Below are 18,379 nucleotides of genomic sequence, written 5' to 3' on the forward strand. Positions count from 1 at the left end.
AGCTTAGTGCCGGTGCGAGCCTTAGCTCTCCCCCACCAGATCGTCTGGCCGCGGCGTCCGCCGTCCCCCCGCGCCAGGTGTGGCGACGAGCCGGGGCTTCTGCTCGAGGCCCTTCAAGCCGTTCCACGCGAGGTTCACGAGATGCGCCGCCACGACATCGCGGCGCGGCTTGGCGGTGTCCAGCCACCACTGCCCCACCAGCCCGACCATCCCGACCAGCGCCCGCGAGTAGAGGGGCGCGAGCTTGACGTCGAACCCACGGCGCTTGAACTCGTTCACCAATACGTATTCCACCTGCGACGCGATGTCGCCGATGACGCTCGCCAGCGTTCCCGTTGAAGACGGCAGAGGCGAGTCGCGAACGAGGATCGTGAAGCCGTCGGGTTCCTCCTCTATATAGGTGAGGAACGCGAGCGCTGCCTGCTCCAGCAGCTCGCGCGGCGTCGTCCCGTCCAGCGCCTCCGTGATGCGACCCAGCAGGTGTTGGACCTCGCGATCCACGATGACCGCGTACATGCCCTCTTTGCCGCCGAAGTGCTCGTAGACGACCGGCTTCGACACGCCCGCGGTCTGAGCTATCTCCTCGATGGACGTGGCGTCGAAGCCCTTGGATGCGAAGCGGGAGCGCGCCACGTCCAGCAACTGAGCGCGCCGCTGTTGGCCGGTCATCCGCACCCGCTTGCCCTCTTCAGCCACGGCGCCTGTCTACTCGACGGCCGGCCTCACCGCCTCCAGCTGCTTCTCGGTCACCGTTCTGACGTCCCACACAACCCCCGCCTTCTCGAGAGCGCGGATCACGCCGGCGGTCAGGTCGACCTGGCGCCGACCTATGCCATGGACGGCCGAGACCGGGAAGGCGTGGTGGTTGTTGTGCCAGGACTCGCCGAAGCTGATGAGTGCCAGAGGCCAGTTGTTGGTGCTGTGGTCGGTCGTGTCGTGCGGCCGCTTGCCATAGAAGTGACAGATCGAGTTGACGCTCCAGGTGACGTGGTGCAGCAAGAAGATCCGGACGAGGCCGCCCCACACGAAGGCGGTGAGCGCACCCGACCAACTTCGGGTCACGACGAGTCCGATGATCCCGGGTCCGACGAACGACAGCGTCGCCCACAGCGGGAACAGCGAGTCGATCCTGCGGATGGGCGACTCCTTCATGAGATCGGGCGCCCACCTCTTCAGCTCGGTCACCTCTTCGTCCCAGAACCAGCCCATGTGCGCGTGCCACAGCCCCTTCAGAACCCCCCGGAGGCCGGGTCCCTCATCCAGGTGCGGCGAATGCGGGTCGCCGGGTTGATCCGCGAAGGCATGGTGGCGGCGATGGTCGGCCACCCACTTGATGATCGGACCCTGGATCGCCATCGAGCCCGCCACCGCGAGCAGCGCCCGCAGCGCCGGCGTGGTCTTGAAGCTCCGATGCGTGAACAGCCGGTGGAAGCCGACGGTTACCCCGAGACCGGTGAAGACGTAGGTGAGAAGGAACAAGGCTGCGTCCAGCAGGGACAGCCCCCGGCCCCACAGCGTCCAGGCCGCGAACGCGACCCCGAGGAGGGGGACGACGGTCACGAGCAAGACCAGGCGTCGCTGGAGCTTCAGGGCGGGACCCTGTAGCTCCACCACCCCCGGGATCACGTAGGGCGGCCGCGCTGGCGGCGCCTCTTCGTCGAGCATGGCGTTCGTCACGGGACCTCCTAGGCGTCGCTTGTTACCTACGGTTCCGTAACTTACGGTACCGTAGGTTTAGCGTCAAGCGGAGGTGCCGGCGATCAACCCAGGCGCGACTTAGCCTCTCTCTTCGAGGTGCGGGCGCGCTGACTCGCGTCGAGAACGACCTTGCGCAGCCGGACGCGGCCCGGCGTCACCTCGACGCATTCGTCCTCGCGGATGAACTCCAGCGCCTGCTCCAGCGACATCTCCTTGTGTGGGATCAACCGCACGAGCTCCTCGCTCGTCGACGAGCGCATGTTCGTGAGCTTCTTCTCTTTGGTGGGATTGACGTCCATGTCGTCGGAGCGGGCGTTCTCGCCGACGATCATCCCCTCGTACACGTCGGTCCCGGGCGCCACGAACATCGTCCCCCGCTCCTGCAGGTTGAGCAGCGCGTACGAGGTGGTCGGCCCGGATCGATCGGCGACGAGGCTCCCGGTCGGGCGCGTTCGGAGGTCGCCGTGCCACGGCTCGTACCGCTCGAACACGTGATGCAACAGCCCGGTTCCGCGGGTCTCGGTCATGAACTCGGTGCGGAAGCCGATCAGGCCGCGGGCCGGGACCAGGTACTCCATCCGCACCCATCCGGTCCCGTGGTTGACCATGTTCTCGAGGCGGCCCTTGCGTAGCGCCAGCAACTGCGTGACGACGCCCATGAAGTCCTCGGGCGCGTCGATCGTTAGTCGCTCTACGGGCTCACACAGCTTTCCGTCGATCTCCTTCGTGACCACCTGCGGTTTGCCAACGGTCAGCTCGAACCCTTCCCGGCGCATCATCTCGACGAGGACCGCGAGCTGCAGCTCGCCGCGGCCCTGTACCTCCCACGCATCCGGACGCTCCGTCTCAAGGACACGTATCGAAACGTTTCCGACCAGCTCTTGGTCGAGCCTGTTCTTTACTAGCCGCGCGGTCAGCTTGTCTCCGTCGCGGCCGGAAAGCGGCGACGTGTTGATGCCTATGGTCATCGAAAGACTCGGGTCGTCGAAGTGACTGACCGGCAGGGGGCGCGGGTCCTCCGGGTCCGACAAGGTCTCACCGATGGTTACGTCGGCCAGCCCGGCTATCGCGAAGATGTCACCGGGCCCGACCGTGTCCGCGTCGACGCGATCCAGCGCCTCGGTCACGTATAGCTCCGTGATCTTCACGTTCTGGATGCTTTCGTCGGCGCGGCACCAGGCCACCTGCTGCCCGCGCACGAGCTTGCCGTGGAACATCCGGCACAGCGCGAGGCGACCGACGTAAGGAGAAGCGTCGAGGTTCGTCACCAGGGCCTGCATCGGGTGGTTCTCTTCGTAGGAGGGGGCCGGGATGGTCTCGAGCAACAGCTCGAACAGGGGCTTCAGATCGCTGCCCTCGATCCCCTCCTCCAGCGAGGCCCAACCCGCCCTGGCGTTGCAGTAGACGATCGGGAACTCGATGTGATGCTCGGCGGCGTCGAGATCGAGGAACAGCTCGTACACCTCGTTGACGACATCTTTGATGCGAGCGTCGGGACGGTCGACCTTGTTCACGACGAGGATGACCGGGAGATGACCCTCCAGCGCCTTGCGCAGCACGAACCTCGTCTGGGGAAGGGGGCCTTCACTCGCGTCGACGAGCAGCAAGACCCCGTCGACCATCGTCAGCCCTCGCTCTACCTCGCCCCCGAAGTCCGCGTGACCTGGGGTGTCGATGATGTTGATCTTCACGTCCCCGTACCGGACAGCAGTGTTCTTGGCGAGGATGGTGATGCCCTTCTCTCGCTCCAGATCCATCGAGTCCATCACGCGCTCGTTGACGTCTTGGTGCGCGCCGAAGACGCCGGACTGCCACAACATGGCATCGACCAGCGTCGTCTTGCCGTGATCTACGTGGGCGACGATCGCAACGTTGCGAACGTCATCGCGTGTGGGCATAACCACAGCTCCTTGCAGGGGTTGTAGCGAGTGTAAAGGCCGCTGAACCGCAGCTGCGTCGGGAAGGAAGTGCCGGCGGGGACGTTGACGCTTCTATGGACGATGCCCGGACGACCTTCGAGCAACTGGTTTCAGAGGCTCTCGACTCACTCCCGGAAGACATCGTCGAGATGATCGAGAACGTCGACGTCGTTGTCGAAGCCGAGCCGCCCGTCGCCTACCTCCAAGACCTCCCTCGGGGGCACACCCTCTTCGGGCTGTACCACGGCGTGCCTCTGACGAAGCGCGGCGACTACGACCGCGTCCTTCCGGACAAGATCTCGATCTACGAGGGTCCGATCACGAGAAGCGCCCGGTCCGACGACGAGATCCGCGAGCAGGTTCGTCGCACGGTCATCCACGAGATCGGCCATCACTTCGGCATCGAAGAGGAGCGTCTGCACCAGCTCGGTTGGGGCTGACCGGGACCATCTCACGCAGCGCGCCCGCGCCGCGCGGGGCTTAGAACTGGAAGTAGATGAACGGCTGCGCCGCGCCGCCGCTCCAGATCACGACGCTGATGATCAACACCGCGTAGGCCAGGCCGCGCAGCGCGGGATGCCACCGCAGTACGGCCTCGTGATCGTGCGTGACGCGCTGTGACAGATCCAGGATCAGGATCGCCAGCGCCGAGAAGCCGACGATGATGACGTCGCCGAGATTGACCGGCCCGGGACGGAAGCTGAACATGCCGTAGATGTAGTCGGCGGCCTGCGTGAAGGTGGCGGCGCGGAAGAACACCCACACGACGCAGACCAGCGCGAAGGTCCCGGCGATCTTCGGGATCTGCCGCCACTGCAGTCGCTCCAGCTGTCCTCGTGGCACATAGCCGCCCATCGCTCGGTGGATCGACAGCAGCAGACCGTGAAGGCCACCCCAGATGATGAAGTTGTACGAGGCGCCGTGCCACAATCCCCCCAGGAGCATCGTGATCATGAGGTTGCGGTATGTCACGAGGTTGCCCTTCTTGTTGCCGCCGAGTGGCACGTAGAGGTAGTCGTGCAACCAGCTCGACAGCGAGATGTGCCAGGTCCGCCAGAACTCGGTGATGTTGCGCGATAGGTACGGCTGTTCGAAGTTCCGCGTCAGCTCGATCCCGAGGAGCCGCGACAGCCCACGCGCCATATCCGAATAGCCCGCGAAGTCGCCGTAGATCTGCAGGGCGAACGCGACCGCGCCGATCATCAACGTGACGCTTCCGGCCTCGGCCGCGGAGTCGAACGCGAGATTGGCGACCAGGGCGACCGCGTCCGCGACCGCGACCTTCTTGAAGAACCCCATGAGGATCAGAAAGAGCGCAGAGCGCACCTTGTCGAAGCTGGGCCGAGTGCGCGGCCTCTCGATCTGTGGAAGCAGGTGCTTCGCCTGTTGGATCGGACCGGCAACCATGTGCGGGAAGTACGCAACGAAGACCGCGTAATCGATGATGTCTCTAGTCGGTTCGACCCGCCGGCGATACACGTCGAACGAATACGTGATCGACTGGAACGTATAGAAGCTGATCCCGATCGGCAGGATGATCTCCAGCAGAGGCGGGTGTGGCCTCATCCCGATCAGGTTGAACAGGTCGACCGCGGATTCGACGAAGAACCCGTAGTACTTGAACACCGCGAGGATCGTGAGGTTGATGCTGATGGCGCCGATGAGGTAGCGCTTCCGCATCGCCTCGTCATCGTGCCGCCCGATGCCCAGTCCCGCCACGTAATCGACCAGCGTCTGGAACACGAGCAACGACAGGAAACGCCAGTCGAACGCCATGTAGAAGATGTAGGAGGCGACGAGCAGCAGGATGTTCTGCCCCCGCAGGCGCAGCGTCCAGTAGAGGATCAGCACCGCGGGGAAGAAGATGGCGAACTCTATGGAGTTGAACAGCACCACGACCTCCGCTGAAGATCCGCCCCGGCGAAGTACGCGCCGACGAGCGGGAGTCTAGTCATCGTCGCGACCCGCTCGGCAGGAAGATCGGGTCTCCCTCTTGACGCTCGAAGGCAGCGAAACGCTGAGTGGGGCGGTCAGCGGGACCAGCGGGGGCTAGGCGTCTACCGTTCGAGCGAGATGCGTAGCAGGTCGAGCGTGTGACGGAACAGCGACCGCCTAGAGCTCGAGAAACTGAGATCGATCTCGCCCTTGGAATTCACGAAGCCGGCCGGGTTCAGCAAGGTGATGTGGACGTTCTTGCTGTTAGCGATGCTAAAGGTCAGAGCCTGCCCCGACCTGCGCACGACCTTCAGTCGTCCCGATATCGGGCTCGCCGCCGCGATCTCGATCGTCAGAGCCCGCGCCGAGCGCGCGTCGCTCTTTGTGACGGGGATCCTCATCCCGTAGCGCGCCCTGTAGACGCTCCGGTCACGGTCCGCTTTGATCGACAACCGCGCCCCGTCGGTGGACCTGAGCGACGCGACCGAACCCGACGTCTTCCGTCCAACGTCGATGCGCAGGGAGCGAGGGGCGTAGCTTGGCCCGAGGTCCCCGTCGGGCGCATCGTCCGATGATCCATCCCCGGATGCGGCTGCGAACGCGGTGTTGGAATCGACAGATTCGAATCGGTTGAAAGCGCGCACTCGGTAGTAGTAGGAGGCGCTCGTCGCGCCCGCATCCACGTACGAGCTCGATGCGGCGTCGACCTGACCGATCAGGGCGAACGCATCGCTCGGCGACATCGAGCGATAGACCCGATAGGCGGTGGGATCCGCCGACGGCGACGCCTTCCAGTTCAGGGTGACGTCACTGCCGGCGCTGTTCGCGACCAGGTCGCTCGGCGGCGCCGGTGGAGCGTCTGGGGCCGGCGTGACGTAGAGATCCGCGGTCGTTACTTCTCCGGGGTCTCCGACCATCTCCACGGCGACACCGCTGGCGGCGCCCGAATGCATCTTCGTGTCGGGGTTCGTAGTGTCGTTGACGCCACGCGCGCCGAGAGCACCGGGGAAAAGATCCCCCTGGTCAGCGAACACTCGCTGAGCTCCGACGGCTCCGAGCTCGTCGAGACCGTCCGCCTGCACGAGCTCGACCGCCCGCCGTGACTCATCGTCGTTATGACCATGTGTCTCGTCGACGTGCCACACCGCTAGACCGCCACCGGGGAAGTCGGCCGCCCATCCGGTCGGCTCCCGGTTCTCGACCAGGAAGTACTCGGTGGCCTGCGCCGCGCCGCCCGGCGCCAGGCGGTAGACGCCGTCGAACTTGCCGGAGCGCGCGCGGTCGCTTGACGGGATGGCGACATCGGTCATATCCGTCTCGACGTTGCGCGCGGTCGCCCATCCCAGCTGCAATTTCGACCACGCCGACAGCGGCGTCGGGCGCCATGGACGCGCGCCGGTGAAGCCCCACGCTCCGGTACCCATCACGTCCCACTGCCCCACGCCACCGGCGCTGGACATATCGGTGTCGTAGAGGTCCGGCAGCCCCAGTGCATGGCCGAACTCGTGCGTCCACATCCCGATCGATATCAGGCGCTCCGCTGCCCCCGGCGCGCCCAAAACCTTGTTCATGTGCTCCTCGGGACCGACGACGAAGTCCTTCACGGCTACTCGCATGCCGTTGGCGCAGGTGTCGTCCGTGGCGAATGCGGAGGGTAGCTGCCAGCGGATCGACCAGATACCCGATCCCGCCTCCTCCGCACCCGCTCCCGCGTGTGCAACGAACACGGTGTCCACGAGGCCGTCGCCGTCGGTGTCGCTGTCGCAGAAGTCCATCTGAGCATCGGCGGCCGCGACCGCGTCCGTCACGAGCGTCCAGTCGTTCGGCTGCGTCAGCTGGTAGCCGTGACTCGACCCGACGTAGTCGGAGTAAGGGCGCGGCATCCGCAGCCATGAGGTGACCTCTCCGGTCACGTCGAACAGTCCACCGGATTGGTCCCGGTAGTAGTCGCGCATCGATCCCGCGCCGTGCGGCCAGTCTGGCTCGAAGAACATCGACTGGTAAGCCGCCGGGCTATGCAGCGAAGCTTCGGCCGGGTTGTCGGTGAAGTCGGCCAGGATCACCGGAACATGAGCAGCCGTCCCCACGGCCGCAGCGGTGAACGACTGGCCGTCGGTCGCACTACGCGAGTGACCGTAGGACGCTCGGTGGCCGCCTTCGGCACCCTCGGGAAGATCCAACGGGTGCATCCCGCGCGACTCCTGGGTCGACGAGTCCGAGCTCTCGGAGGCAACGGCATCCTGTCGACCCCCGAGCGGCGCGATGAGAAGAACCAGCGCGGTTGTGGAGGCGATGAAGCCGGAGGATCGCATTTGGGATGTATCGGCAGGGTGCACCCGGTGGTGTAGTCCCGGGTGCCCGGCCCCCCTCTGCCGGGGGGCAGAAATACCCAAAAGTGGCGTTTAGTGGCAGGATTGCGACGGACGGTAGCGAACCAGGTGAAGGACCGCGGCCCTCGTTCGGGGGAAGTAAATACTCGAAAAGGGGCTTTGGTGGGAGGAATTGGCAAAGCGGCAGCGAAACAAGAGCGAAACAGGTTCGTCACGCGGGCGTTCCACGGGCGATCGGTACCAGACCAAGGAGGTTGGATGTGAGAGGGAAGAGAACCCATCTGCGGCTGGCGCTGGTCACCGCGGCCGCGCTGCTTACAGGACTGGTGGCGATCACCTCGTCATCGGCGGGCCATAACGACACGACGCTTTCCGCCGAGGTGCTGCGCGCCCGGGGATACGCGTTTGGCGTAAGCACCCTTGACGACCGGGAACAACCCGTTAACCCGCTCCCAGAGGTCGAGGCAGAGGTTCCGCCCTCCGAGGATCAGGAGCAGGTCCGAGCCGAAAGCGACCAGGACACGGGGGCCAGCACCGCCTCCCCGCTCCCCTCCGTGGTCGTCGGGAACGTGGAGGCGGATGCCTGCTTGGACCCCGGCGTGTCCGCGAGGTTGCAAAAACGGATCAACGAAGCGCAGATCCGCTCGCATCCTGGTCTGACGCCTGAGGCCGACACGGACGACGAATTCAACGATGACGTGGAACCCGCCCCCGGCCCGCAAAGGCCCGAAGAGGACCCCCGGCGGGAGGAGGTCCGGTATCCCGAAGGCTTCCCGGCGACCGCTCGCTGTGTGAGGCCGGTCACCGCGCCGCAGGCAACTCCAACCGGCACGGCGACCGCGAGTCCGACCGCGAGTCCGACTGCGACTCCGACCGCGACTCCGACCGCGACTCCGACGCGGACTCCGCCTCCCAACTGCGAGAGCCTCACCACGGCCCAGAGAGACCCGGCCAACCCCGCATTCAGCCCGACCTGCCGCGCCACGCTGCCCCTGTGGAACGGACGCGGCTACGCCCGAACGAACGCGCCCGCATTCGGGGACGTGCAGGCCGAGGCCGTTGCCCGTTGCAACGAGACGAACGAGCTCGAGGTGGCGGCGGCGGTCACCTACGGCGCCATTGCACCTGCTAACACGACCCAGCCGAACCAGCCACTAACGACCCCCGTCGGGTCATTCGCCTCCGGGACCTTCTTTGAGACCAACTGGGACCCCAGGACGAACACGACCACCGACGGGTCCGACACGGTCTGGGTCAACGCGCTGCACCTGATCACCTCGACCGGCGAGGACGTCATCATCGGCCACGCCGAGGCAACCGCCGACTGTCTAGAGGATCCCGACGACGACGGCGTGCTCACCACGCCCGGCGTCGGCTCGACGAACGCACCGGACAACTGCCCGAACACGAACAACCCCGACCAGACGGACACGGACGGCGACGGCCTGGGCAACGCGTGTGATCCCGACGATGACAACGACACGGTGCCGGACCCGCAGGACAACTGCCCGCTCGTGCACAACGAGGACCAGGAGGACCTTGACGGCGACGGGATCGGAGATCGCTGTGACACGGACGACGACGGCGACGGCGTGCCCGACGATCAGGACAACTGCCCGAGGGTGTTCAACCCCGACCAGAAGGACTCGGACAACGACGGCATCGGCGATGCGTGCGACACCACGGCGCTGCCCGATCGTGACGGCGACGGCGTGCCCGACAGCCAGGACAACTGTCCGACGGTGTTCAACCCCGACCAGAAGGACACCGACAACGACGGCATCGGTGATGCCTGTGACCCGAACCCGGGACCGGCGGGGCCGACCCAATGCAGCGACGGCGTCGACAATGATGGCGACGGTGTGATCGACCTCCAGGACCCGAACTGCACCGGACCCGATGACAACGACGAGAGCGGCTTCATCCCGGCGGCCTGCCGTGTCCAGGCGGGTCAGGAGCCGAGCGGGCGGGTGATCGTCGGCACCAACGACGCCGACCTGATCACCGGTACCGATCAGGACGACCTCATCTGCTCCCGAGGCGGCAACGACATCGTGGAAGCGGGTGATGGGGCGGACCTCGTTGTTCTGGGCAAGGGTGATGACACAGCGGACGGCGGCCTCGCCAAGGACTCGATCCAGGGTGGCCTCGGCTCCGACACCATCAACGGCGGTGGCGGCCAGGACATCATCACCGGCGGCGCCGACAGCGACCAGCTGAAGGGGAACAAGGGAATCGACACCCTGCGCGGCGGCAAGGATCGCGACACGCTGCAGGGCGGCAGGCAAGACGACGTCCTGCGCGGCGGGCCCGGGAACGACTCGCTCCGCGGCTACGAAGGTGACGACATCATCAACGGCGACCAGGGCAAAGACAGCTGCATCGGCAGCAAGGGCCGCGATTCCTTCCGCAGCTGCGAGCAGAGCGACCAGAACCGCCGCGACAGACGCAGGAGGTAAGCAGTAGTCGGACTTGAGCTACAGGTCCGCTAGGTAAGGAGTTTGGAGGAGGGGCTGGATCGACCAGCCCCTCCTCTGCGCGCCAGCCTCAGCTGCCGCTCACAGGCGGCCGAGATGTCAGCCTCGGCCTCGTCCAGGACGACCTGGCGGCTCTCCGGCAGACGGAGGTCGATCTCGATCGCGATGTTGTCGCTGACGAGCCGCCGCCGATTGGGCGGAGACGTGGGCTAAGGAGCCAGAGCGTCGCGGGGCTCAGCTTCCTCCGCAGCATCTCCCGGGCGGCGGCGCCCAACGTCCGGTCAGGCCCCGGCGGCCCCACCCAGCGCGGAGAAGGCGGACTTGACCGCAGCGAGGTCTTCCCGCAGCGGGTCGAGGGCGGCCGGATCCAGGTCCGCCTCACCTGAGGCGATGGCTTCCTCGAGCTCCCGGCACCGGTAGGCCACCCGAGCCGCTCCAAGCGTGCCGCTTACGCCCTTCAAGGCGTGCACCTCTTGCTTGAGCGTTGCAACATCCCCCTGGGCGATCGCCGTTTGCAGCACTTCCAGTCGTCGCGCGCTTTCGGTCAGGAACAGCTCCGCCATGCGGGTGAAGAGGTCCGATCCGTGATCTTCGCCCAGAGCGCGGAGCTGGAGCACTATCTGCGGGTCGAGGGTCGGCGGCTCGCCGGGAACGTCTACATCATCGGCTCCTTGACCATCTGCCGGATCAGCGGCGTTCGATGGCACCCACCGCGCGAGCACGGAACTGAGTTCGTCCAGTTTCACCGGCTTTGAGACGTAGTCGTCCATCCCCACGGCCAGGCACTTCTCGCGCTCACCTGCCATAGCCGCCGCGGTCATCGCGATGATGGGGGTACGGGTCTTGCCGCGTTCGGCGTTCCGGATCTCTAGCGTGGCCTCGTAACCATCCATCTCGGGCATCTGACAATCCATCAATACGGCCCCATACGGGATGCGCGACAGTGCCTCGACCGCCTCTGCTCCGTTCGCGACGATGTCTGTGCGGTAGCCAAGCTTCGCCAACATCGCGGCCGCAACCTTCTGGTTGACCTGGTTGTCCTCTGCAACGAGGACCCGAGGACGCGATTCCGCTCTCGCTTGCGTCAGCGTTTGTCGCGTGATCAGCCGAGGCGGGACGGGGACGCCGGCACCGATCACCGTGGCGACGCAGTCATAGAGGTGCGATTGCCGCACCGGCTTGGTGAGGTAAGCGGCAAAACCCGCGTCGCGCGCCGACTCCGCGGACCCCCTGACTCCTGACGAGGTCAGGAGAACCAGCGGGAGCGCGCCGATCAGCCGATCGGCGCGGATCGCTTCGGCGAGCGCCAGTCCATCCGTGCCGGGCATCTCCATGTCGAGAAGAGCGATATCGAACGGCCTGCCGGTCGCCGCGGCCTCCCTCAGCAGCGCGAGGGCGGAGTCGGCGTCGGGAGCGGTAGCAGAGCTCATCCCCCACGACGCCACCTGGTGTTCCAGGATCTCGCGGTTCGTACGGTTGTCGTCCACGACCAACACGCGCAACCCGTGCAGGTGACGCGCAGCCCGCTCCTTCGGAGCCCGCTCGGATCGTTTCGCCAAGCGAACGGTGAAGGTGAACGTGCTTCCCTCCCCCGGCTGGCTGTCGACCTCTATGGTCCCGCCCATCATCTCGACGAGCTGTTTAGAGATCGCGAGCCCGAGTCCCGTCCCGCCGTGGGTACGGGTGGTAGACGAGTCGGCTTGGGAAAACGGCGTGAAGAGTCGAGGCAGAAGGTTCGGAGCTATCCCGATCCCGGTGTCGGTCACGTTGAAGCGCACGAGGACCTCCTCGGGACCTTCCTCCGCGACGTCGGCGTCGACCACGACCTCTCCGGTCTCGGTGAACTTGATCGCGTTTCCGACAAGGTTAGTGAGGACCTGCCGGACGCGGCCGGGATCACCTCGTACAGCGCGTGGCACAGCCGGCCGAAGGCGCGTCACCAGTTCCAGACCCTTGCTATGAGCCTGTTCGGCCAGGAGGTCTGCGACCTCCTCGACAACCGTTCGGAGGTCGAAGTCGAGGATCTCGAGGTCGAGCTTGCCGGCTTCGATCTTCGAGAAATCCAGGATGTCGTTGATGATGGTCAACAACCCCTCACCCGAACGCCGGACCGTCTCCGCGTACTGGCGCTGCTGCGGGTCGAGCTCCGTGTCGAGGAGGACGCCGGTCATCCCGATCACACCGTTCATCGGCGTACGGATCTCATGGCTCATGGTGGCGAGGAAATCCGACTTCAGGCGGCTCGCCTCCAGTGCCTGGTCCCGCGCCTCTTGAAGTTCCCGCTCCAGGCGTTTGCGCTCGCTGATGTCCCGCGCAATCGTCGATGCCCCCGCGATGTTGCCTGCGGCATCCCTGATCGGAGAGATCGTCAGCGACACCGGGATCCGGGTGCCGTTCTTGTGGACCCGGACGGTTTCGAAGTGCTCAACAGCCCGGCCTTGCCGGATGCGTTCGAGGATCTTGTCCACTTCACCCGCCCGATCGTCCGGCACCAGCGTGGCGATCGACTTGCCGACGATCTCGTCCGGGCGATAGCCGTAGAGCCGTTCGGCAGCGGGATTCCAGCTCAGCACGATGCCGTCCAGTGACTTACTCAGGATGGCGTCGTCACTGGAATCGACGATCGCCGCTAGGTGAGCGCGCAGGGTCTCACCGTCTAGATACTTCACTGCGGCCTACCTAAGAGCAACTGCCGTCTATTTACAAGAGGCGGAGCGGGCGATGTCTGCACGTCGGACCTAGCTTCGCTCAGCCCCGTAGCTGGGTGGATCCCCGTTGACCGACGATCACACCAGGTCTTCGTCGCCGTCGTCGCCGTCGTCATCTGAGCTCTCCTCGATGCTCCACTTGAGCTGGAACTCGATCTCTTCCTCATCCGAGCCACGCTCGTGCTCGATGCTGAACTCCGCGCGCGCGGGCACACGGATCCGCTCCCCCGCGACCTGGATCCGGAACGGCTCGCCCGATTCCAACGCGTCAGCCAGCCGCCGGAGCTTCGCGACCACCTCCGGCATCGAATACATCTTCTCTACATCGCGGTCCTCGGCCACATTCGTCTCCTCTCATCGCCGCCCGCCCCGACCACACAAGAAGGTGATGCTTCGGATGGTCGCACGGTGGGCGGTGCTGGGATCGAACCAGCGACCCCTGCGTTGTAAGCGCAGTGCTCTCCCGCTGAGCTAACCGCCCGGGAACCTTCTAGCAGCGATAGTAGAGGCGTCGCGGCGAACGGTGCTGCGTCCAACTACGGGATCAACCGAGCCGCGCCCGCTCCCGCTCCACAAGCACCCGCCGCAGGATCTTGCCCGATGGTGACTTGGGGATCTCCTCCACCACCTCGACCTGGCGGATCTTCTTGTGTGCCGCCACGCGCTCCGCCACCCACGCCATCAGCGCGTCAGGATCGATATCACCGCTCGCGACGACGAACGCCTTCGGGATCTCACCGGCTTCTTCGTCCGGCACCGGGATGACGGCGGCATCGGCAACGGCCTCGTGCCCCAGCAACAAAGCCTCCAGCTCCGCAGGGGGAACCTGGAACCCTTTGTATTTGATGAGCTCTTTGAGTCGGTCGACGATGAAGAAGTAGCCGTCGTCGTCGACGTAGCCGATGTCACCCGTGTGCAGGAAGGCATCGGCATCGATCGTGTGAGCCGTCGCCTCCTTGTTGTTGAGATAGCCCTTCATGATCTGGGGGCCTCTCACCCAGAGCTCGCCGCGCTCGTTCGGCCCCAGCTCTTCACCACTCTCCACGTCCACCAACTTGGCCTCGGTGTTGGGAACGAGGTGTCCTATCGATCCCGCCTTGGCCGTCGCGTCGTCGTCCGCGGTGACGTGCGTGACCGGCGACGTTTCCGTCAGTCCGTACCCCTGGACGGCGCGGCATCCGAGCCGGTTCTCGACCGCCTGTTGGAGCTCCTCCCCAAGAGGCGCCGCGCCCGAAAGGATGAGCTGCAGCTCAGAGAGATCGAACTTGTCGACCAGCGGGTGCTTCGCCAGCGCCAGCACGATCGGTGGGACCAGGTAGGCGCGCGTGATCTTGTGCTCCTGCATGATCTGGAGGAACTGCTCGAGATCGAAGCGCGGCATCGTGACGATCGTGGCGCCGCGAAACAGTCCCGCGTTCATGATCACCTGCTGCCCGTAGATGTGGAAGAACGGCAGCACGCCCATCAGGCGATCGCTCTCGGTTGTGCGGTGCAGCTCGAGCGTCTGACAGATGTTCCCGACGAGGTTCCTGTGCGTGAGCATCACGCCCTTGGGCAATCCCGTCGTCCCGCTCGAGTACGGGAGCGCGACGAGGTCGTTGTGCACGTCGATCTCGACTGCGGGAGCTTCGCCGCCGCCCTGCATCAGAGACGCGAAGGGCGTCGCGCCCTCTGCTTCGCCGAGCACGAACACCTCTCGCACGTTGGACTGGGCGGCGGCCTTCAGCGCGACCTCCAGTAGCTGCGGGATCGTCAAGAGGTACTTCGCGTCCGCGTCGTTCAGCTGGAACGTGAGTTCGTCCGCCGTGTACAGCGGGCTGGCTGTGGTGTTGATGCCGCCGATGCTGGCAACTGCGAGATAAGCGACGACGTATTCCGGGACGTTCGGCGAGTAGATAGCGAAGACGTCGCCCTTGCGGAAACCGCGCTCGTGCAGACCGGCCGCCACCATCTTCACGCCGGCGACGAGCTGCCCGTACGTGAGGGTCCGCCCGCTGGGGCCGTCGATCAACGCAGCTTTTTCGCCGAGTTCGGCCCCCTTCTTCAACACGAACTCGCCGAGAGGAACCTCGTCGATCGCGGCGTCGGGGTATGGGCTCGTGAAGATCATGTCGCCTCCTGTGCCGGGGATAGCGACGACAGTACCCGCATGACGGACCTAGCTCGGTATGTAGTGCGACTGCATCTATCACCACGCGACAGGAGCCCGCCGAAGCGGGCTCCTGTGTGAAACGAAGGTTGGCTCTAGCGACCCGCGATCGTCAGCGGGCGGGACGTGCCTTGGCGGTGGTCGTCGTCCTGCTTCGGCCACACCGCCTTGTACGTAGCCTTGCCCCTGAACCCGACGACCTGCTTGATGACGGCGGAGCAAGCCTGGCTGAGCTTCGCCATCGCGACCTCGACGAACTTGTCTTCCCCCTCGAGCTTGCGCATCAGCTTGATGTTGGTCCCGCCATGCCCCTTGCAGCGACGCAGGCTGGTGCGGAACTTGATCGTCTGCCCCTTGTTCGCCGTCTTGTCGTTGACGCCGAGGCGAACGCGGGGCCCGGGGATCTCCTTGTATCTCAGGATGTCGATCCCTCGGGTGTAGTCGACCGCGTAGACGATCTCGTCGTTCACCCAGTAGGTGGCCGAGGTCGATCCTCCGTAGGGGTAGAAGAACGCCTTCTTCGTGATCTTCCCGGTCACCTTGTCGACGTTCAGGAACCTCGTCCCGTGCTCGTAGAAAGCGATCACCACGAGGCCCCCGTCGTTAAAGCTCGAGTGCTCCTCGAACCAGTGGGCAGAGCAGCCGAGGGCGTTCGCGGGCGGGTCACCGTCCGCGATAACGCCGTTCGTCACCTTGTAGGTGTCGGTGAGCTTGAAGGTCTTGCTCGTCTGCCAGCCGCGGGTGTCGTAGGTCGCGAACGGTCCGATCTTCTCCTGACACTCGGGGTTGAAGTTGTCCTCTCCCTGCATCAGGATCCAGCGGTCCTCCCCGCCCCGCGGCCACTCGCCCGAGTGCCATAGGTAGCCGCGCTCGCCTCTCGGCAGGTTGTCGTTGCCGCGGGCGACCACCTTCGGGTTAGCCGGGTCCGTCACGTCCACGTACAGGGGCGGGCCGTCGATCGGCGACACCAGGATGAAGCCGTTCTTCACCTCCGTGACGTCGTGACCACCGCCCTGCAGGCCGATCTTGGCGTGCCAGTTGTTGTCGTCGGTGTCGAGCGCGATGACCTTGGGGTTGGCCGGGTCACGCATGTCGACGATGCTGCCGTCGGAGCCGTAGGTGTAGGTGCACTGCAGGACGCAAGAGGTGGTGTGGTCACCAGCACCCTCTACCGCTGCGATCTCCTGGATGTTGCTCTTGTCTTCGACGTCGTAGACGTGCAACACATCGTTCGGAAGCGATTCCGAGAAGAGCAAGAAGGTCTGGTTCGGCGACACCGCTACGTCCTCGTTCTCGAACATGAAGCCGACCGGCAACTGGTCCAGGAGCTTCGGGCTCTCCGGGTTCGAGATGTCGTAGGTCGAGATGTTCTTCCAGCTCGTCGTGTACATGAACTTGCCGCGGATCGTGGCACCGGTCGAGGTGGATTGCTCGAACGGGACAAAGCCGACGTACTGAACCTCGTCGCCGGAGGTGATGCCTCCAGGCGTGGGTCCCGCTACTGCTACCGCACCGCCGCCGCCGGCGGTCAGCCCGGACAGAGACAGCGCCAGCGCCATTGAGCCGATCAGGAGTCTCTTCACAGACGTTCCGCCCTTCTTGGATAAGCCATTGCCAGGTTGTCAATAGGGTCTAACGTCCTATTTGGCGTTTTCCTTCCTTTTCCTGCCTCTGTGGCAGGCCAGAACGACAGGTGGTAGATGCGCAGGACAAAGATCGTCTCGACCCTCGGGCCCGCAACATGGGACCGCGAGAGCTTGGCGTCGTTGCTGGAGGCCGGGGCAGACGTGGTGCGGCTGAACCTAGCTCACGCGGATCCTCCGACGCACATACGCGTCGCGGGAGCAGCGCGATCAGAAGCGGCACGGCTCGGTAAGACCATCGGGATCCTTGCGGACCTGCCCGGGCCCAAGATGCGAACGGGCCCGATCGCAGCGGACGAGGTCGCGCTGGAGCCCGGGCAGCGTTTCACGCTGTTCCACCGCTCCAAAGAAGGTGACGCCTCGGGAGTGTCGACGACGGTGCCTAACCTCGCCGAGCTGGTGGCACCGAACGACGAGATCTTCCTCGCGGACGGAGCGGTGATCCTGAAAGTGATCTCCACCGATTCGGGCGACGTCCACACCGAGGTGGTTCGTCGCGGGTTGCTGCGCTCGCGCAAGGGGATGCACGTCCCGAAAGCGGAAGCACGCATCGAGTCATTCACCCGTGACGACCAACTCTCGCTGCAGACGGCGGTGGAGGCGGGGGCGGATCTGATCGGCCTCTCGTTCATCCGGGATGCGAGAGACGTTGCCAAAGCACGTAGCGGGCTGTCCTCGGTCTCGAGCTCGACGCAGCCTCTCCTCGTCGCGAAGATCGAGACGCGCTCGGCGACCGAGAACCTCGACCAGATCGTGGCGCTGTCGGATGCGGTGATGGTCGCTCGCGGCGACCTCGGGATCCAGCTTCCGTTCAAGGACGTTCCCCTGCTGCAGAAAGAGATCATCCGGACCTGCAACCGCGCCGGCGTCCCCGTGATAACGGCCACGCAGATGCTCGAGTCCATGACGCACGGGCCCTTGCCGAGCCGGGCGGAGGTGAACGACGTCGCCAACGCGGTGCTGGACGGGACCGACGCGCTGATGCTGTCGGAAGAGACCGCGGTCGGGAGATTCCCCACGGAGACCGTTCGCACGATGGCGGACATCGCGGAAGCCGCAGAGCGCCGCGGGCGGTCGCAGCTGGCGGCGATCCAGCACGAAGAGGCTGAGGACCCCGTGTCGTGGGCGATCGCTCGCGCGGCGGTTCATGCCGCCGAGGAGCTCCAAGTCGCGACGATCGTGTGCCCTACACGCAGCGGTGCGACGGCAAGGCGGGTTGCGGCTTTCCGGCCCAGCATGCCGATCCTGGCCCTCGGTCACGAGGACCGCACCGTCAGACCACTCGCTCTGGTATGGGGAGTCGTCCCCAAGACCCTGCCGTTCCTGCCAGAGGAGCTCGCCCCTGACGAGACCGTCCCGCGCGCACTAGAAGCGGCAAGATCAAGCGGTCTTGCGCAGCCAGGTCACTTGGTCGCGGTCGTAGCGGGAGGACCCGAGCCCCGTGCTGGAAGCACCGACTTCGTCAGGATCGTCTCCGCTTGAGCTTGGAATGCTGACACGCCCCACGGGGTTGCCCCTAG

The 18,379-nt window shown here is 65.3% G+C and carries 12 protein-coding genes and 1 tRNA gene; 3 read left to right on the plus strand and 10 right to left on the minus strand.

Features of this window, described 5'->3' with window-relative positions:
* Window positions 1–21 precede the first annotated feature (21 nt).
* The 3 genes from M3N53_07680 to typA form a co-directional block, all read right to left on the minus strand.
* A complete protein-coding gene (locus M3N53_07680) occupies window positions 22–669 on the minus strand; it encodes a TetR/AcrR family transcriptional regulator (GenBank protein MDP9068209.1) in 648 nt (215 codons plus the stop codon).
* Between the two features lie 36 nt (window positions 670–705).
* Complete coding sequence (locus tag M3N53_07685; protein MDP9068210.1) at window positions 706–1,677, minus strand: acyl-CoA desaturase; 972 nt, start codon at window positions 1,675–1,677, stop codon at window positions 706–708.
* A gap of 83 nt (window positions 1,678–1,760) precedes the next feature.
* A complete protein-coding gene (typA, locus tag M3N53_07690) occupies window positions 1,761–3,596 on the minus strand; it encodes a translational GTPase TypA (GenBank protein ID MDP9068211.1) in 1,836 nt (611 codons plus the stop codon).
* 95 nt (window positions 3,597–3,691) lie between these two features.
* Between typA and M3N53_07695 the strand changes: the two genes are divergently transcribed.
* Window positions 3,692–4,057, plus strand: a complete 366-nt coding sequence (locus M3N53_07695) for a metallopeptidase family protein (protein ID MDP9068212.1) — start codon at window positions 3,692–3,694, stop codon at window positions 4,055–4,057.
* A gap of 40 nt (window positions 4,058–4,097) precedes the next feature.
* Here the strand turns inward: M3N53_07695 and M3N53_07700 are convergent, their stop codons facing one another.
* Together M3N53_07700 and M3N53_07705 are read right to left on the minus strand one after the other, a co-directional pair.
* Complete coding sequence (locus M3N53_07700; GenBank protein MDP9068213.1) at window positions 4,098–5,510, minus strand: MBOAT family protein; 1,413 nt, start codon at window positions 5,508–5,510, stop codon at window positions 4,098–4,100.
* A gap of 164 nt (window positions 5,511–5,674) precedes the next feature.
* Window positions 5,675–7,864 carry a M6 family metalloprotease domain-containing protein gene (locus tag M3N53_07705; GenBank protein ID MDP9068214.1) on the minus strand — a complete coding sequence of 730 codons (2,190 nt, stop codon included), beginning with the start codon at window positions 7,862–7,864 and terminating at the stop codon, window positions 5,675–5,677.
* Window positions 7,865–8,142: 278 nt separating this feature from the next.
* On the opposite strand from M3N53_07705, the gene M3N53_07710 reads away from it, so the two are divergent.
* Window positions 8,143–10,341 (plus strand): thrombospondin type 3 repeat-containing protein, encoded by a 2,199-nt coding sequence (locus M3N53_07710; protein ID MDP9068215.1) that lies wholly within the window; start codon window positions 8,143–8,145, stop codon window positions 10,339–10,341.
* 299 nt (window positions 10,342–10,640) lie between these two features.
* Here the strand turns inward: M3N53_07710 and M3N53_07715 are convergent, their stop codons facing one another.
* From M3N53_07715 to M3N53_07735, 5 genes are all read right to left on the minus strand, one after another.
* Complete coding sequence (locus M3N53_07715; protein MDP9068216.1) at window positions 10,641–13,028, minus strand: response regulator; 2,388 nt, start codon at window positions 13,026–13,028, stop codon at window positions 10,641–10,643.
* Window positions 13,029–13,145: 117 nt separating this feature from the next.
* On the minus strand, window positions 13,146–13,382 hold the full coding sequence (locus M3N53_07720) for an amphi-Trp domain-containing protein (protein ID MDP9068217.1): 237 nt from the start codon (window positions 13,380–13,382) through the stop codon (window positions 13,146–13,148).
* A gap of 94 nt (window positions 13,383–13,476) precedes the next feature.
* Window positions 13,477–13,548 (minus strand) — tRNA-Val (locus tag M3N53_07725).
* A gap of 63 nt (window positions 13,549–13,611) precedes the next feature.
* The gene (locus M3N53_07730; protein ID MDP9068218.1) at window positions 13,612–15,177 is read right to left on the minus strand and encodes a 4-coumarate--CoA ligase family protein; all 1,566 of its coding nucleotides are present in this window, start codon (window positions 15,175–15,177) and stop codon (window positions 13,612–13,614) included.
* Window positions 15,178–15,311: 134 nt separating this feature from the next.
* Window positions 15,312–16,799 carry a hypothetical protein gene (locus M3N53_07735; GenBank protein MDP9068219.1) on the minus strand — a complete coding sequence of 496 codons (1,488 nt, stop codon included), beginning with the start codon at window positions 16,797–16,799 and terminating at the stop codon, window positions 15,312–15,314.
* A gap of 117 nt (window positions 16,800–16,916) precedes the next feature.
* On the opposite strand from M3N53_07735, the gene pyk reads away from it, so the two are divergent.
* A complete protein-coding gene (gene pyk, locus M3N53_07740; protein ID MDP9068220.1) occupies window positions 16,917–18,341 on the plus strand; it encodes a pyruvate kinase in 1,425 nt (474 codons plus the stop codon).
* Window positions 18,342–18,379: the final 38 nt, after the last annotated feature.

The organism is Actinomycetota bacterium (assembly GCA_030776625.1).
Lineage (GTDB): Bacteria > Actinomycetota > CADDZG01 > CADDZG01 > WHSQ01 > MB1-2.

Coding starts and splice junctions, on each gene's coding strand:
- M3N53_07680 (MDP9068209.1), bottom strand. CDS start 669: ATGACCGGCCAACAGCGGCGCGCTCAGTTGCTGGACGTGGCGCGCTCC.
- typA (MDP9068211.1), bottom strand. CDS start 3,596: ATGCCCACACGCGATGACGTTCGCAACGTTGCGATCGTCGCCCACGTA.
- M3N53_07695 (MDP9068212.1), top strand. CDS start 3,692: ATGGACGATGCCCGGACGACCTTCGAGCAACTGGTTTCAGAGGCTCTC.
- M3N53_07705 (MDP9068214.1), bottom strand. CDS start 7,864: ATGCGATCCTCCGGCTTCATCGCCTCCACAACCGCGCTGGTTCTTCTC.
- M3N53_07720 (MDP9068217.1), bottom strand. CDS start 13,382: ATGTATTCGATGCCGGAGGTGGTCGCGAAGCTCCGGCGGCTGGCTGAC.
- M3N53_07730 (MDP9068218.1), bottom strand. CDS start 15,177: ATGATCTTCACGAGCCCATACCCCGACGCCGCGATCGACGAGGTTCCT.
- pyk (MDP9068220.1), top strand. CDS start 16,917: ATGCGCAGGACAAAGATCGTCTCGACCCTCGGGCCCGCAACATGGGAC.